The sequence below is a fragment of the Myxacorys sp. genome (genome assembly GCF_059501405.1).
The window spans coordinates 34,600-50,704 of sequence record NZ_JCACCM010000149.1 but is presented as its reverse complement, the minus strand read 5'-3'; the positions used below and the strand labels follow the sequence as shown (position 1 = coordinate 50,704).

Sequence of the window (16,105 nt, the reverse complement as noted above, 5' to 3'; positions counted from 1 at the left end):
AAGTTTATTTTGGTGAACCGTTCTACTGTTGTCATTGCAGCTATCACGACTCTACTTAGCGGATGTAGGGGAAGTCACCTGATTGGATTTCCGTTTGATCCCGTTGGCGGACGCAGCTTGAACAGCGCCTTTGCCGAGCTCAACCCGCGCATTTCCAGACAATTCATTGTGTTCGCCTCCGATCGGCGCGGCAATCAAGATATTTATCTTTACGATACGATCGCTCAACGCCTGATCGATCTACCCGGACTGAACGCCTTCGACACCGTTGAGTCAAACCCCTCGGTTACAGAAGATGGTCGATATATCGTATTTGAAGGGAGCCGTCAGGGAAGATCTGGAATTTATCTCTACGATCGCGAGTATCGTCAACTGAGAAACTTAACCGAGAGCCTGCGCGCCGAAGTCCGAAACCCGGTAATTAGCGCTGATGGACGCGCGATCGCGTTCGAGTCAAACGCTAGAGGTCAGTGGGATTTGCTGGTTTACAACCGAGCCGGACAGCCCCTACCCGGAATTCAGACTGACCCCCAATGAAAACCGCTAAAAGCCCAGCCACGTAAAGAAGTCCTGACGGGTGACAAACTGGAGAATCAGCAGTGCGACAAATCCGATCATGGCAAATCGACCATTAATTTGTTCAGCATAAGCCGTCCAACCAAAGCCAGGCTCGGGCGAATTGTCTGATTTCAAGTCAGTATCTGGAGTGGAATCAGGGTTCATAACTTTGACGTTGCCTTAAATGCTTGTACAGATTCGATCAGCGATCGCACTTGTTTTTGACCTTCGGACGGCTCAAACTTGCCCGGAAACTTGCCGCGAGCAATCATTCGTAGTCCGAGTGGCGCAAGACTCGCCAAGCCTTCGAGGTCCTTGAACAAATTGCCTACCACCCTTAGCCCAAACTGTCGCTCATCAATCCAGCCGCCTTGCTTGACAAGCTCGATTAGCGTCCTCCGGTGGCGAATTGAACGGGTGACTTGCCTGTCTTTGCGCTCTAGAATGTCCTGCTTAATTTTGCTAATTTGGTCCATTGGCGCGACATCCATTGGGCACACCGAATTGCAGTAATAGCAACGAGTACAGCCCCATACGCCGTCGGTGGACTGGTTATATTTTTCTAACCGCTCGTCTGTTGCGAGATCGCGATTATCTGCCACCATTCGGTAAGCTTTTGCCAACGCATGAGGACCCACAAAATTGGGATTGACTTCACGGGCATTGCATTCTGAGTAGCACGCCCCGCACATAATGCAATTTCCGGTCTGATTGAGTTTGGCGCGATCCTCGGGCGATTGCAAAAATTCTCGTTCTGGAATTTGTCGAGATGCGGTGCTGACATAAGGATCAATCGCTTTCAGCGTGCCCCAAAAGTCTTTCATGTCGACCACGAGATCTTTGATCACGGGCATATTACCGAGGGGCGCAATCGTGATTTCGGGAACGGCTGACTCGGCTGCAAATCGAGCCACTTCACCCCCCACGTTTTCCTTGCAGGCTAACGCAGAGCGTCCGTTGATTCGCATTGCGCAACTTCCACAAATAGTATTGCGGCAATTTTTGCGATACGCGAGCGTTCCGTCTTGCTCCCACTTAATCTGATTGAGACAGTCGAGAATTGTGTTTCCTGGCTCAATGTCGAGCATGTAGGACTGAACCTGCGGCGCACTCCCCTGCTCCTGACGAACAATCTTAAAGACAACTTGCATTCTGATAACCGCACTTCTGAACTTCAGAGGGTCAACGTATGGACAACAACGATGCGGAATCAAAGCATTGTTTGACGGAAATTAAATCTAAAAGAGATTCACCCGGGTCAACAAAGACACTTATCAATCTATTGACCGCCATCTCGTTAGCTCGGCTTCCACATAACTTTAGTGTATCATCACCATTCACAATGAAACGGTGGCTCAATGCTCCTTTAACTAAATAGATTGAACGTCAATAAATCTGTGATGCTGAGCCACTAAGATGAATGATTCAGACGGTCTAAGCTTTAACAACCAGCTTACTTAGTAAGAGTTATTGAAGCACCGTTCCAAGATAAAGGCACCTTAAATTTCTTCTAAAACCGCCGATCTCACTGTTTTGATTGCTTGAAAATTCCATTTTGCGCGAATTGCCCATGTTTCCAGAGCAAAACACCGCATTAAACCAATTGTTACAGAGATTTTTACGCAATAAGTCTTTTGCTTTTTTGCTAATAACCTTGTGCTCGAACCCGCTAATTTGTAGATTTCGGTTGGGAAATTAAATCAGATTTTCGAGAATACTAAGTGCTCGTACATGATTGCAAACCTAAATTAAAATTAATACTAAAGGAATTTATTCAAAAGCCCTATTCAAATAGAATCGTTTAGAGATATATTCTATAAAGTCAAACATTTAGAGTTGACGCTAATTACCATTTCAGAAATCGCAAGGACATTCTGTAGCAGATGACTGAACCTGCAACCACTCCTTTAACGGGGAAGGCATTACTTCAAAAGGTCAAAGAACTGTCGCACTTGCCGCGTCGGGAAACTGCGAAGCGTTGTGGCTATTACACCACTACCAAAAATGATCAGACTCGCGTTAACTTGACTGACTTTTATGATGCATTGTTAGTCGCGAGAGGGGTTCCTCTGGGCTCGGAAAGTTCAAAAGACGGGCGCGGACGAGAACCGACCTATCGGGTTAGTGTGCATCAGAATGGTCAAATTGTGATTGGAGCCGCCTACACGAAAGCAATGGGCTTAAAGCCAGGAGATGAGTTTGAAATTAAGCTTGGTTACAAGCATATTCATCTCATTCAGCTTGATGCCGATAAGAGTGATAGAAATGGCGATAATGAAGAGGAGGAATAAAAATTCTTCCGTTGTTTATTGACACTAGCAGGTCATCATTTGTCTTCTGATTTTTTATCGTTGCCCTTTTTTAGCCGCGTTGGTCTGTTCCTGACAGAATTACCAACGGGGTTAGAGATAGGGTTCTTTTTTTTAGTTTGGGGATTGCTCTGGCTACCAATTGCCGTTCTACTGGCGATCGCACTCAAATGGCATCCTTCCAAACGGCTAGAAATCCGTCAAAAGCTCCCGCTGGTTGCCTCGCTCTATGTCTTTGCTCCTTTTGTTTTGTGGAGTTTTGCGCGACTACAAGGGCTTCCATTTGCGGCGTTTGGCTGGCACTGGGATAGCCACACTTTAAACTCTTTTGCTTTAGGACTTGGAATTGGCGCGATCGGGCTACTTCTCTTATTTGGGCTACAAACGTTGCTCGGTTGGGTAACTTGGAAGGGGCAATGGCGGTCAGTTGCCACCGCGATCGCCACGTCGCTGCTGATTGGTGTGGCGATCGCGGGTATCGAAGAACTGGTGTTTCGTGGCTTTGTGTTTGGTCAACTGCTGCAAGAGTATGACTTTTGGACAGGCGCGATCGCGTCGAGCATTATTTTTGCCATTCTCCACCTAGTTTGGGAAGGTACAGAAAACATTCCTCAACTGCCAGGCCTCTCGCTGATGGGCGTTGTGCTGTGTCTTGCGGTTTCTTTTAGGTCAGGACAGCCAGAATTAGGACTTGCTTGGGGCTTACACGCGGGCTGGATTTGGGCAATGGCAAGTTTAGACGCTGCTGTGGACTATACCCAAAGCGCTCCAGATTGGTTAACCGGGCTAGATAACAAACCGCTTGCCGGATTTATGGGATTAGGATTTTTGCTGGCAACGGCAGGAATTGTTCTCGCGCTCTAGGGCCGGGTGAGTGTAATTAGTGTGACGGGATTCAGTGGGGTAAACCGAGTGAGAGCAGCTATTGGCGTTGATCGTGCAATCTGAACCTGCAACAAACGGTAATTCCAAGCTGAAGATTTGAGGGATGTCATCGCTTGAGTTAAATGTTCTAGCGTCGCTAAGGCTAAAACAATCACTCCTTCTTCGGCTAATTGAGCCATACAGGCCTTGAGAATGTCTTCTAGGTTGCCTCCGCTGCCACCAATAAAAACGCGATCGGGCGGTGGCAATTCTTCCAATACTTGGGGTGCAGCCCCGTGAATTGGTTGAATGTTGTTTACCCCGAATCGATCGGCATTTTTTTGAATGAGCGTGACGCCCGCTGCTGTTTTCTCGATCGCAAAAATTTGAGATGCAGGACAAAGCCGTGCGATCTCGATCGCGACTGAGCCGGTTCCAGCACCAATATCCCAAACAATTTGATCCGATTGCAGGGCGAGTTCTGCGATCGCTAAAACCCGAATTTCTCGCTTAGTCATCAATCCCGGACGATCGCTAAAACTCAAGAAACTCTGATCGGGCAATCCGAATAAGGGGAGTGCTTGTAATACCGCTTCATTCCTGTTTTGTCGGTTCAAAATCACAACGTTCAATGCTGCAAACGTTTGATGTTGAAGCTCCCGAAAATCTTGAACCTCTAAAATTTGTTCATTAGAGCCGCCTAAGTTTTCGCACACCCAAACTCGATACGTGCTAGGTAGATCGAGAGAGAGCAACAGAGACGCGATCGCGCTGGGACTGTTGCTCGCATCCGTCAAGACCGCAATAGTCTCTACTCCTTGGCTCAGCGCTCCAATCAGTTCGTCGAGCGATCGCCCATGGGCGCTAATGATTCGCGCATCGTGCCACGACAACTTGACGCGGCTAAACGCAAGCTGCACTGAACTGAGATGCGGATGAAACGTCAGTTGTTCCGGCGGAAACGCTTCGAGTAACAGCCGACCGAATCCAAAAAAGAGCGGATCACCAGACGTGAGAATGACAATGCAGGAAACGGGAGGATGTTGCTTGATTTGAGCGATTGCGGTATTGAAATTGCTTAAACGGATGCGATCGCCCACATGATTGGGGAAGTAACTGAGATGGCGATCGCTGCCGACCAACACATCTGCCGTTTCAGCAAGATGCTTGACTGATGCGCTCAGTCCTGCCGCGCCATCTAGCCCAATGCCAACTACATGAATTGGCGGCGGAGCCAACTCGCTCGTCATTTCTCGTCCCATGCCATTACGATCAAGGCATTTAGAATCGCGGCGGCGACAGGAGATCCCCCCTTTCGTCCGTCTACTCGAATTTGAGGAACGGGTGTTCGAGACAGCATCATTTTTGATTCGACAACCGAAATAAAGCCAACAGGCGCACCAATCACTAAAGCAGGGCTGATGGATGTTTCCATAACGCGCTGGCACAAGGCTAGAAGTGCCGTTGGAGCGTTGCCAATCACATAGATAGCTTCTGGGTACTGTTTTAGACAGCGTAGCACTCCAGTTTCGGTTCGCGTTTTGCCAGGCAGTGCTTCTGTTGCTTGTTCAACGGCACTAATCAACGAATTTTTGAATGTCTGCTGCACCAAATTCACGCTGCCCTGACGCACCATACTGACATCAGTAATGATGGGAATCCCTTGCTGCAACGCAGCCATCCCCGACTCGATCGCGCCCTCGCTGAACTGAACTAGGTGTTTGAACTCAAAATCGGCGGTGCTGTGAATAATGCGCCGCACGATCGCATACTCCGCAGGCGCAAAGCTATGCTCACCAATTTCTTGATCGATGACCGCAAAGCTTTGCTGCATGATGGGGTGAACGGGCAACGTCATACTCAAGAACCCTAAAACTGGAACGTCGCCCAGTCGGGTTCGCGGTAATAGGTCGCCATATCATCGAACTTGCGAACTTCAGCACGATGAACCCAGAAATCATAGGAACTGCCGATCCACGGTTGATTCAACTGATCCAAGGTCTGGACTAACGCTTCTCGGTCTAAATCCGGTTTGAGTTCACCAAAGTAGCCCAGCGTGATGTGCGGGGTGAAGTAGTACTGCTGCTCAATTCCCACCTCAATCAAATCTGGATTTTGATAAATCGCCCGCCGTAACCGAATGGCTCGATTGTAAGCATCTTCATCCGTTGGGGCCAAACAAACCGCGATCGATCGCGTCATTACCATTAGCCCCAGCACCTGAAACCGGAGCGGTGCATTTTGGGACATTGACTCACACTGACGGAAACTATTCGCCACGCGATCGCGCAATCGCTGATCAAACCCTGAGGTTTCACAGGCATGGCGGTAAGCACTATCCCAAATCAGGTCTGCCAGCGTCAGATGAAAACTTTCTGGCGGCACGAGCGCCAAAAAATCGACTCCCAATTGCTGCTGAATCTGTGCTTGATAAGCTTGAAGGTAATCATATAGGGCGGCATTCTTGTGATCGTCCGCGCCCACTGGCGTGATGACAGCGAATCCCGGAAACGGCATCGCCTGCCAACCTTGCTCTGAGCGTTGGAACTTTGGGGATTCCTGAATGTGCTGCACCTGTGACGCGTGGGTTTCTGGAAGCGTCAGCCGCATAACTCGGTTCAGGTAAGTCTGATAATTTTCGTCCAACTCGATCGCCTCGTCGCTTAACTCGATAAAGTAGAAATCCATCCTTAATCTAGCCGTAAATGAACCCTTCACTCTGCGTAAATAGCGACAACAAGGAGTGAATTCTCCTAAAACAGGGATCAGGCTTAAATAAACTTAAAAAAATCTGAAAATCTAACTACAAGGGAATATGCCAATTTACCTATATTGGGGTGACGATAGATATGCGCTGTCGAAAGCGGTTAAAACGTTGCAGCAAAAAACTCTTGATCCAGCTTGGGAGAGTTTCAACTTTGACAAAATTTCTTCTGAGCCATCAGATGCGGTAATGCAAGCCCTCAACCAAGCAATGACTCCCCCTTTTGGAACGGGTAATCGCTTGGTGTGGTTGGTCGATACAACCCTGACGCAGCGCTGCTCAGAAGAGTTACTGAGGGAACTTGAACGGACGCTGCCTTCGATTCCCGAAACAACAACGTTGCTTTTAACAAGTGCTGGCAAACCTGATGGACGCTTAAAATCGACCAAGCTGTTGCAAAAGCACGCTCAAATTCAAGAGTTTTCCCCAATTCCACCGTGGAAAACTGACCTTCTAGCGCGGCAAGTTCAGCAAGTTGCCCAGGAAATCGGCGTTAAACTCACAACGAGTGCCGTGGAATATTTGGTAGAAGCGGTAGGCAACAACACACAACAACTTCATAGTGAACTTGAGAAACTTCGGGTGTTCACGGGAGAATCGAGTCAAGCTCTAAACGCAGACGCGATCGCGCCTCTGATCACAGCAACCGCCCAAAATAGCCTTAAACTCGTTGCTGCTATTCGTCAGGGTAAAACAGCTCAGGCTCTGGAACTCGTCGCCGACTTAGTTCGTCAAAACGAACCTGCTCTCAAAATCGTGAGTACTTTAGTTGGACAGTTTCGCCTCCGGTTATGGATCAAACTGATGCAGGAATCGGGAGAAGACGAATCTGCGATCGCAAAAGCGGCTGAGCTAAATAATCCGAGGCAACTTTATTTTCTTCAAAAAGAACTGTCTGGAATTTCTCTAGGTCAACTCCAGCGATCGCTTCCTATATTGCTCGATCTAGAATTTAGTCTCAAGCGTAGTGCTGACGAGACGCTAATTCTACAAACCAAGGTAATTGAATTATGCGAACTCTTCCGACGACCTGAATAAACACTGTATTGTGGAAAAGTGTAGTAAATGAGACTTGCTCTTCCCAACGTTCACCTAAGTTTTCAATCAATTCGCTAAAATTTTGCCCGTTTTCTGGAACTTATTGCCAATAAAATAATTCAAGACTAATGAACCTCAACCGTGTGCTAGTTTGCGGAATGTCACACCTCCTATGATGAATCGTCCTTTCTCTCTCTCTGCTCGAACGCAGCAAGTCTTGACTCACTCTCTCTTAGTCGGAAGTCTTTCGACGATTGCAGTCCTTTGCGGTTGGACGCCTAGCTTTTCTGGACAAGTTGCCTCATTTGATTCGGCGGCCTATGCTCAGGAAGCTCCCTTTACTCGGTACGTCCGGGCGGCGGTCGAAATTGAAAAAACGCGGCAACGTCTGCTTGATCAGGTTAAACAGTTGACGGGCGGCAGTGTGCCGAGCAATGTTTGCCATGCAGATAACATCGAGAAAACCAATCCTGGCATCCGCGATCAGGTGAAGGGCATCTGCAACACTTTTGCGGCGCAAGCAGGGCAAATTGTGGCGCGCAATAATCTTAAGCGAGAAGAATTTAACCAATTTCAGATGAAAGCTCAGCAAGATGCGAATGTGCGATCGCAAATCAAAAACGAGATTCAGCGATTGGGACTCCGCTAAACCAACCGCTACAACGCGTCAGTTACAGTCTGTACTCAAGGTTCATCCCGACGGCAGGCTGTAACTTGCTTTGCTTCAAGGTGAGCCGCAACGCGCAGCACCAAGGCTTCGTTGTAGGGCGCAGCAATGATCTGGACGCCCAGCGGAAGTTTTCCAGGGTGATGCACCGGAACTGAAATCACGGGTAGCCCAATGAATGACAGGGGCTGGGTGAACAGTCCCAAATTGAGGCGCACGAGTACTTCCTTGCCATCCAACAGCATGGTTTGCTGTCCAAGTTTAGGAGCGACGCAGGGCGTCGTTGGAGCAAGAATGATATCGATGTGCTGAAAAATTTCTCGAAGGCGATCGCGGTTGTCGCTGAAACTTCTTGTTCTCGAATTGACCGTGCAATCCTTGTAGCGTCAGGCTATTGCATCGCTCACGGCTCAAACGTTGAAGCAGGTTCAATGTCGCTAGGAGGCGGAAACTCCAGAACGAGTTGCGCAATCGCGTGAATTCTCTCAAGATTTGCAACTACGCTGTCTCGATAGGCCATGGGAATGGGCACGTCTACTGCACCGCTCATTGCCTCAACAAAGGCTGAGCAGTTTGACGGATCAGCCATCACTAACCCTCGTTTCAGTGACAGTTTCACCCAGGATAAGACAGTTGAGCCATCCAAAAAAGCTACAACTGCTGCAAATGTGTCACAAGGGCATGCAGTCCGAGACGATAGCTGTCTGCGCCAAATCCGCAAATCTGACCAATCGCGACGGGTGCAATGTACGAGTGATGGCGAAACTCTTCTCTGCGATGAATATTGCTTAAGTGGATCTCTACCGTGGGAAGGCTAACTCCTACGATCGCATCTCGAAGCGCCACGCTGGTATGAGTGTACGCTCCAGGATTGATTAGAATACCGTCGTGTTGGTCAAAGGCGTCGTGAATCGCGTCGATTAAAACACCTTCATGATTAGACTGCAAAGAAACTAGGTTTACATCCAACGCCTGAGCTTCTTCTTCTAACCGACAGACAATCTCATCCAAGGCAACCGAACCATAAACTCCAGGTTCTCTTCTACCCAGAAGATTAAGGTTTGGTCCATGAAGAACCAAAATACTGTACACAATAAAATCTGTGACTAATTAGCGACGATAGCGCTCGTCCACGGGGATCGGAATGGGTTCCGCTTCAGGCTGGGTTTCGGGACCCAAAAGCGCCTCAATTAGTCTTCGTCCCCACTCTTTTAGCTTTTCTAGAACCTTGTCGATGTAATCCATTGAGCAGACAACTCCTGCGATATGTCTGAGCTTTTGCCTTACTGGGATACAACCAATATTAACAAAAGCCTAATTTGATATTAACAGGGAGTCAAGTTAATTCCAATGCTTCCCTCGGTGTATTCGCTGTAATTTTCCAATTCTAACCAAAGATAGGGATCTTGATCCCGTTCATACGCCTCTTTCAAGTAAGCGTCGCCGGAGTTGATCCAGCGCACTGCACGCGCTCACTCGTTGAACCCAATCTCGACCGCGATTAGCGCCAAGCGCAACTCCGCAGGAACCGCCAAACCGGAACTCGAAACTGGTCACGTCTTCAGGAGAGGCCAAGCCAATGTAGACTAAGCCGACAGGTTTAGTGTCGGTTCCGCCGCCCGGCCCAGCAATGCCCGTAATGCTCAGTCCCCAGGTTGTGTTGAGACGTGCTCTCACGCCCGCTGCCATTTGCTCGGCGACGATCGCGCTCACCGCTCCAACTTGTTCTAACGCTTGAGAGTCCACTCCTAAAAGGGCTGCTTTCACCGCGTTATCGTAAGAAATAATGCCTCCCATAAAGTAAGTAGAACTGCCTGAAATCGCGGTTATCATCTGTCCGAGCCTGCCTCCCGTGCAGGATTCGGCAATGCTTAGCGTGGATTGAGCCGCGGTGAGCAAATCTCCCACAACTGACGCCAGCGAGTCTTCATCGGCTCCATAGCAATCGATGCCTGTAATTTGGCGGAGTTCTTGCTCAACCGGAGCAATCAGAGCGGAGGCGGCATTCCTCGATGCAGCTCTAGCAGAAATCCGCAGCTTGACTTCTCCTAAATTGGCGTAGGGCGCAACCGTTGGATTCTGCAAATCAAAAAACATAGCCACCTTTTCTGCCAGCATCGATTCTGAAATTCCCCAAAATCTCAAGGTTCGACTGGCGATCGTGGCTTGTCCCCATCCCTGGCTTTTGAGATATGGCACCGCGATCTGTTGCCACATCACTTTCATTTCGCTAGGCACACCCGGAAAGGTAAGAATGGTAAGATTCGGTCGCGGTTGCCAGATCATTCCTGGAGCGCTGCCCACTGGGTTGTAAAGAATCTGTGCGCCTTCGGGCAAAAGTGCTTGTTTGCGGTTGTTATCCGTCATCTGACGGCCGCGCTGCGCGAATTTTTGAGCAATATCCTCAACAATTTCTGGCTTCTCGATTAGAGGAGTACTGAAAAAATCCGCGATCGTTTCGGTGGTTAAATCATCGGAAGTCGGTCCTAGTCCACCTGTAAAGATGAGGAGATCCGCGCGATTGCTAGCCACCGCGATCGCGCTTTTTAGCCGTTCTGGGTTATCGCCCACAACCGTCTGAAAATAATGTGGAATGCCCAATTCAGCGAACTGCTGCGCTAAAAACTGAGCATTAGAATTCAAAATATCACCGAGTAACAACTCAGTTCCGACACTAATAATTTCTGCACTCATAACAGGAAAAATGATTCATCTAGTACGGTGATCTAGGCTGAATCAAGAATACCGTCTCGTGCAACTTTAAGGATTTCTAACGGGCAGTGCGCCAAACTTGCCAACTGGTCAAACTCAAGATTACTGTGGCCCCGATCGCATACCCTACTCCGCTCGGCATTCCGGCAACTGCCATTGCTAAACTTCCGGCCCACAGCGTTAGCGAATAGATAAACACAACTGTTAGCCGATGAGACAATCCTGCTTTGATTAATCGATGATGGAGATGACCTTTATCGGCAACAAACGGGGACTTGCCGCGCCGCAAGCGATCGAGAATGACGGCTGACATATCGAGAATCGGAACGGCTAGAATCACATACGGCAACAGCACTGCAACAGTCGTCACGCTCTTCACCAGGCCGATCACGCCAACGCCTGCTAACGTAAAGCCAATAAAATAGGCCCCGCCATCACCCATAAAAATTTGCGCTGGATTGAAGTTGTAGCGCAAGAACCCTAGGGTTCCTCCGGCTAAAGCTGCTGCAATAATAGCTGCTGCGGGCTGTCCCATAAACAGGCAGGTCCAGAACATCACGACTGCGGCAATTCCTGATACGCCTGCTGCTAAACCATCTAGACCATCAATCCAGTTAATCGCATTCGCCATGCCGACCAGCCAAATTACGGTGATGGGTAAGCTAAACCAGTCGGGCAATTGAATGAGTCCAGCCAGGGGATTCGTCAGAAAATCGATCTGAACGCCTGACTGCCAAGCCAAACTCGCGACGGCGATCTGCAAAATCAGGCGAGTTTTGGGTGAGAGATTGAAGATATCGTCTGCTAGTCCGATCAGAAAAAAGGCAACGCCCCCAAGCGCAACACCCCAGACTCCATATTCGTCTTTTGGATTTAGAACGCCAAATCCGCCTGTCCACCAGACTACTAAGAGCGCAATCAACACACCAGCAAAAATCGCAACACCGCCCAACCGAACCATGGGACGTTGATGGACTTTGCGACTGTTGGGAGAATCGACTAATCCAGCTCGAAGACCGATCTTTCTAATAACAGGCGTACTCAGAAAGACAACGAGGGCTGATATTAGGAATGCAGCTAGAAAGGGCATCAGAAATTGTGGGTTGGGAATTGGTGAGCGTCAGGCAGAGTGTACTACAGATTCGACGATACTCAGCAAAGAATTATTAAGCGCAACCAAATTCTATAGGGTTGAGTCTCAATATTTCTATACTCTCCAGAGTAGATTTTTGCTGGCTTACAAAAAAGAGCGCCATTTTTGGGGCGCTCTTGTAACGACTATTCGTGAAACCAAGTTTAGAAACTGGAAAAATCCTGAAATTTCAGCGCAAATCTCTTAGACTAATGCTGGAATTTGAGCGCCTAAATGAGGATAGAGCGGGAAGCGATCGCACAATGCCGCCACACGCTTTAAACAAGTTTGAGTCACGGTTTCATCGTCAGGACTGGTTAAGCGATCGGCGATGATGTTGGCAATTTCGGTAAATTCGGGAGTCCCCATCCCACGAGTCGTCATAGCGGCAGAACCGAGTCTCAATCCACTCGTGACAAAGGGGGATTCAGGGTCAAACGGAACCGTGTTTTTGTTAGCGGTGATGTTGACGGTGCTGACTAACCCATCGGCAATCTTTCCGGTCATGCCAATTGACCGCAGATCCACCAGCATCAAATGGTTGTCCGTGCCACCAGAAACAATTTTGAAGCCTCGCGCTTGCAACTGGGTTGCCATGGCTTGAGCGTTGGCGATCACATTCGCGCAGTAGGTCTTAAATTCGGGCTTTAGAGCTTCCCCGAATGCCACCGCTTTTCCAGCGATGACATGCTCTAACGGTCCGCCTTGAGAGCCAGGGAAAACGGCTTTATCAAGCTGCTTACCCAGATCCGCATCCCGAGTCAGGATTAGTCCCCCTCTTGGGCCTCTCAACGTTTTATGGGTGGTTGTCGTGACGACATCGCAGAAGGGGAGGGGATTGGGGTGATGCCCTGTTACGACCAAGCCGGCAATGTGAGCAATATCTGCCAATAAATACGCGCCGACTTCATCTGCGATCGCGCGGAATTTCTCAAAGTCAATGATGCGTGGATAAGCCGAATATCCACAGATCAGCATCTTGGGACGGTGCTTCAGCGCTAACTCCCGAATCTGATCGAAGTCTAGCTGCTCGGTTTCTTGACTCACGCCGTAGTGATAGACGTTAAACCACTTACCAGAGACGTTAACAGGTGAGCCATGAGTCAGGTGTCCGCCATGAGATAAATCCATCCCCATGATCGTGTCACCGGGCTTTAGCATCGCCAAAAACACCGCAAAGTTGGCCTGTGCGCCAGAGTGAGGCTGAACATTGGCATGGGCCGCGCCGAATAATTCTTTGGCGCGATCGATGGCGATTTCTTCAATGCGATCGACAAACTCGCAGCCGCCGTAATAGCGCTTGCTCGGCAACCCTTCCGCATACTTGTTGGTCAACACTGAGCCTTGAGCCGCCATCACCGCTGGCGAGGTAAAATTCTCACTCGCAATCAATTCCAGGTGGTCTCGCTGACGTTGCAACTCCTGGTGAATCAGATCGGCAACAGCAGAATCAGTTTGGGTCAGAAAGTCTGAATTGGTTTGAGTCACAACACAAGTCCTTGAATGCGTCATTCGTAATTCGTAATCGCACTTCACAAATTACGAACTACGCTGTTGAGGTTTCGATCATAGCGTTGATCGCCTCCTCGCAACGGAGTTAAATCTGAAGTTTGTAAAAAATTGTTCTGACCGTTATGAGGAACTCGAGAAGTCGTGTACAGATGCTGATGACACGGTATACTCCGTTGAAGTTTAGACACAGAAGGACGTTATGGTAGCGGTCGCAATTCTGGCAGCAGGGCGGGGAACGCGGATGAAATCGGATTTGCCGAAGGTGCTGCATCCGTTGGGCAGTCGCTCGCTGGTCGAACGAGTGCTAGATAGTGTGACTGGATTGAACCCCTCCCGTCGCTTGGTGATTGTGGGCTATCGGAGTGAGCTTGTTCGAGACGCATTGGCAAGCTACCCGGCAACGGTTGAATTTGTCGAGCAGACGGAGCAACTCGGCACTGGACACGCAATTCAACAACTGCTTCCACATCTAGAAGGATTCGATGAGGATTTGCTCGTTCTCAACGGCGATGTGCCGCTCCTGCGTCCTGAAACGTTAGAGCTATTTCTGACCACGCATCGAGAGAAGGCAAACCCCGCCTCAATTTTGACGGCACATATTCCCAATCCCAAAGGATATGGGCGCGTGTTTTGCGATGAACGCCAGAATTTGCAGGCCATTATTGAAGATCGGGACTGCACGCTCGAACAACGGCAAAATCAGCGCGTGAATGCGGGTGTTTATTGTTTTCGCTGGAAGGATTTGGCGGAGGTGCTGCCGAAACTGACCTCGAATAATAATCAAAAAGAATATTATTTAACAGATGCGGTCAACTTCCTCCGTCCTGTGACTGTGTTTGATGTGGAGGATTATCAGGAGATTTTAGGCATCAACGATCGCAAGCAGCTTTCAGAGTCCTATAGCATTCTCCAAACGCGAATTAAAGACCATTGGATGGCGCAAGGCGTCACAATTATTGATCCAGGCAGTGTCACGATCGATGACTCTGTGACGCTTCAACCTAATGTGATTATTGAGCCGCAAACTCACTTACGCGGAAAGACGGCGATTGGCTCAGGCAGCCGCATTGGTCCTGGAAGTTTGATCGAAGACAGCCAAATTGGAGAAAACGTAACGCTGTTATTCTCGGTTGTTTGTGATAGTGCAGTGCAGTCCGAAACGCGAGTGGGTCCTTATGCTCACATTCGGGGTGAGGCAACCGTCGGCTCAGGATGTCGCATTGGAAACTTTGTGGAATTGAAAAATTCTCAACTGGGTGAAAATACAAATGTGGCTCACCTATCGTATGTGGGTGACGCATCGCTCGGCGATCGCGTCAATATTGGGGCAGGAACGATCACCGTAAATTACGATGGCGTCAACAAACATCGCACAACCATCGGCGATCGCACTAAAATCGGCTCTAACAATACGCTCGTTGCGCCGCTCACGATTGGCGAAGATGTCACCACAGCGGCAGGGTCAACCATTACTGATGATTTGCCGAATGATTGTTTGGCGATCGCGCGATCGCGGCAAGTCGTCAAACCAGGATGGCGAATGAAGGAAAAAGGAGATTCTTGAGGTCGAGCTTCATGCGACGCCGATCTGAAGACCGATATCGGCATCGAGTGTATCGCCCATGCCGTCCTCATTGTGATAAGCCGCAAGTAAGACTTCACTGGTTTTGCCCCACGCGATCGCACCTGTAGCATCTAGCCCGATCGCGCCCAAATCGCGTCCATGCTGGTGTGCCTCAGAAAACGATTTCCAAAAGGCATCCTGTAACGATTGTCCATCAGTCACCCGAATCACGATGCGCGGGGCTAAACATTCATCCATAATGTCTTCGCCAATTCCGGTACAACTGACGCCCGCTTGCGCTGTAGCGTAGTTCCCGGCAGGCATTGCTGAATCACTAACGCGCCCAATTCGCTCGAAGCCTTTGCCTCCCGTGGAGGTTCCTGCCGCTAGATGTCCTTGAGCATCCAGCGCTACTACGCCGATCGTACCGCGCCCCGCTTCGGTAACGAGTTCTCGCTCTGCCACAACGCCTGCCATCGCCTTGTCAAAGTTTCCTGCCCGTTCTTGAATCCATTCTTGCAAGCGCACTTCGGTCAGGGGGTCGTACAACGGAATATTCAGTTCTCGTAGCAGATCTGCCGAGCCGTAGTCGGAGAGAACGCGATCGTCAGAATCTTGCAGAAACAGCGCGAGATCGATCGGGTTTTTGATGCGTGACGTGTTGATCACGCCACTAAAGCTTTGTTTGGCTCCATTCATCAGCGAGGCACTCATGCGGATCTGTCCATCCGATTGCAGCACAGACCCGGTTCCCGCATTAAAGCGAGGATCGTTTTCTAGAAGCTGGCATCCCAAAACAACGGCTTCTGTCGCGGTCACGCCTGATAGTAGCTGAGCGTAAACTTCTTCAACGACCGCACATAGCGATTTCCTCACGGCATCTGCGCCGCCTTTTCCTTTCAGCGAACTTCCTGCTCCTCCATGAATAATCAGTTTTGGCTGGACTCGATTCGCTGACATGGTAATCCTCATTGAGCAAATGTTT

General features: G+C 49.3%; 18 protein-coding genes and 1 pseudogene. 6 read left to right on the top strand and 13 right to left on the bottom strand.

Annotated elements, in window-relative coordinates; genetic code table 11:
- Positions 1-12: 12 nt before the first annotated feature.
- Positions 13-537: a TolB family protein gene (locus tag AC5I6P_RS20445; RefSeq protein ID WP_495695601.1), complete on the top strand. Its 525-nt coding sequence runs from the start codon at positions 13-15 to the stop codon at positions 535-537.
- Positions 538-543: 6 nt separating this feature from the next.
- On the opposite strand, the gene AC5I6P_RS20440 is transcribed toward AC5I6P_RS20445, so the two are convergent.
- Both AC5I6P_RS20440 and AC5I6P_RS20435 read right to left on the bottom strand, forming a co-directional pair.
- Complete coding sequence (locus tag AC5I6P_RS20440; RefSeq protein ID WP_495695600.1) at positions 544-723, bottom strand: chlorophyll a/b-binding protein; 180 nt, start codon at positions 721-723, stop codon at positions 544-546.
- Positions 720-1,709 carry a succinate dehydrogenase/fumarate reductase iron-sulfur subunit gene (locus AC5I6P_RS20435; protein ID WP_495695599.1) on the bottom strand — a complete coding sequence of 330 codons (990 nt, stop codon included), beginning with the start codon at positions 1,707-1,709 and terminating at the stop codon, positions 720-722. The genes AC5I6P_RS20440 and AC5I6P_RS20435 overlap by 4 nt, the downstream gene beginning before the upstream one ends.
- 732 nt (positions 1,710-2,441) lie before the next feature.
- On the opposite strand from AC5I6P_RS20435, the gene AC5I6P_RS20430 reads away from it, so the two are divergent.
- Together AC5I6P_RS20430 and AC5I6P_RS20425 are read left to right on the top strand one after the other, a co-directional pair.
- Entirely contained in the window at positions 2,442-2,849 is a 408-nt protein-coding gene (locus AC5I6P_RS20430; protein WP_495695598.1) for an AbrB family transcriptional regulator, read from the top strand.
- A 39-nt stretch (positions 2,850-2,888) separates the two neighbouring features.
- A complete protein-coding gene (locus AC5I6P_RS20425; protein WP_495695597.1) occupies positions 2,889-3,731 on the top strand; it encodes a CPBP family intramembrane glutamic endopeptidase in 843 nt (280 codons plus the stop codon).
- Here AC5I6P_RS20425 and cbiE read toward each other — a convergent pair.
- From cbiE to AC5I6P_RS20410, 3 genes are read right to left on the bottom strand one after another with little or no spacing between them, the layout of a single operon-like run.
- A complete protein-coding gene (cbiE, locus tag AC5I6P_RS20420) occupies positions 3,728-4,993 on the bottom strand; it encodes a precorrin-6y C5,15-methyltransferase (decarboxylating) subunit CbiE (protein WP_495695596.1) in 1,266 nt (421 codons plus the stop codon). The two genes, AC5I6P_RS20425 and cbiE, sit on opposite strands and share 4 nt — an antisense overlap.
- Positions 4,978-5,589 (bottom strand): cobalt-precorrin-8X methylmutase, encoded by a 612-nt coding sequence (locus AC5I6P_RS20415; RefSeq protein ID WP_495695595.1) that lies wholly within the window; start codon positions 5,587-5,589, stop codon positions 4,978-4,980. Before AC5I6P_RS20415 ends, cbiE begins: the two co-directional genes overlap by 16 nt.
- 11 nt (positions 5,590-5,600) lie before the next feature.
- Positions 5,601-6,419, bottom strand: coding sequence for a DUF1868 domain-containing protein (locus tag AC5I6P_RS20410; RefSeq protein ID WP_495695594.1), 819 nt, complete (start codon positions 6,417-6,419; stop codon positions 5,601-5,603).
- Positions 6,420-6,546: 127 nt separating this feature from the next.
- Here AC5I6P_RS20410 and holA point away from each other — a divergent pair, with 127 nt between their 5' ends.
- Together holA and AC5I6P_RS20400 are read left to right on the top strand one after the other, a co-directional pair.
- Positions 6,547-7,533 carry a DNA polymerase III subunit delta gene (holA, locus tag AC5I6P_RS20405; RefSeq protein ID WP_495695593.1) on the top strand — a complete coding sequence of 329 codons (987 nt, stop codon included), beginning with the start codon at positions 6,547-6,549 and terminating at the stop codon, positions 7,531-7,533.
- 172 nt (positions 7,534-7,705) lie between these two features.
- Positions 7,706-8,182 (top strand): DUF4168 domain-containing protein, encoded by a 477-nt coding sequence (locus tag AC5I6P_RS20400; protein ID WP_495695592.1) that lies wholly within the window; start codon positions 7,706-7,708, stop codon positions 8,180-8,182.
- 35 nt (positions 8,183-8,217) lie between these two features.
- On the opposite strand, the pseudogene AC5I6P_RS20395 reads toward AC5I6P_RS20400, so the two are convergent.
- The 7 genes and pseudogenes from AC5I6P_RS20395 to glyA form a co-directional block, all read right to left on the bottom strand.
- Positions 8,218-8,526: pseudogene (locus tag AC5I6P_RS20395) on the bottom strand (amidase family protein); the annotation flags it as partial.
- 77 nt (positions 8,527-8,603) lie between these two features.
- A complete protein-coding gene (locus tag AC5I6P_RS20390; protein WP_495695591.1) occupies positions 8,604-8,789 on the bottom strand; it encodes a DUF4089 domain-containing protein in 186 nt (61 codons plus the stop codon).
- A 62-nt stretch (positions 8,790-8,851) separates the two neighbouring features.
- A complete protein-coding gene (aroQ, locus tag AC5I6P_RS20385) occupies positions 8,852-9,292 on the bottom strand; it encodes a type II 3-dehydroquinate dehydratase (RefSeq protein WP_495695590.1) in 441 nt (146 codons plus the stop codon).
- An 18-nt stretch (positions 9,293-9,310) separates the two neighbouring features.
- Positions 9,311-9,445: a hypothetical protein gene (locus AC5I6P_RS20380; protein WP_495695589.1), complete on the bottom strand. Its 135-nt coding sequence runs from the start codon at positions 9,443-9,445 to the stop codon at positions 9,311-9,313.
- A gap of 171 nt (positions 9,446-9,616) precedes the next feature.
- Positions 9,617-10,894: a competence/damage-inducible protein A gene (locus tag AC5I6P_RS20375; RefSeq protein ID WP_495695588.1), complete on the bottom strand. Its 1,278-nt coding sequence runs from the start codon at positions 10,892-10,894 to the stop codon at positions 9,617-9,619.
- 76 nt (positions 10,895-10,970) lie between these two features.
- A complete protein-coding gene (locus tag AC5I6P_RS20370) occupies positions 10,971-12,002 on the bottom strand; it encodes a glycosyltransferase family 4 protein (protein WP_495695587.1) in 1,032 nt (343 codons plus the stop codon).
- Between the two features lie 246 nt (positions 12,003-12,248).
- On the bottom strand, positions 12,249-13,532 hold the full coding sequence (gene glyA, locus AC5I6P_RS20365; RefSeq protein WP_495695586.1) for a serine hydroxymethyltransferase: 1,284 nt from the start codon (positions 13,530-13,532) through the stop codon (positions 12,249-12,251).
- A 223-nt stretch (positions 13,533-13,755) separates the two neighbouring features.
- On the opposite strand from glyA, the gene glmU reads away from it, so the two are divergent.
- Positions 13,756-15,120: a bifunctional UDP-N-acetylglucosamine diphosphorylase/glucosamine-1-phosphate N-acetyltransferase GlmU gene (gene glmU, locus AC5I6P_RS20360; protein WP_495695585.1), complete on the top strand. Its 1,365-nt coding sequence runs from the start codon at positions 13,756-13,758 to the stop codon at positions 15,118-15,120.
- Between the two features lie 9 nt (positions 15,121-15,129).
- Here the strand turns inward: glmU and AC5I6P_RS20355 are convergent, their stop codons facing one another.
- Positions 15,130-16,080: an isoaspartyl peptidase/L-asparaginase gene (locus tag AC5I6P_RS20355; protein ID WP_495695584.1), complete on the bottom strand. Its 951-nt coding sequence runs from the start codon at positions 16,078-16,080 to the stop codon at positions 15,130-15,132.
- Positions 16,081-16,105 lie beyond the last annotated feature (25 nt).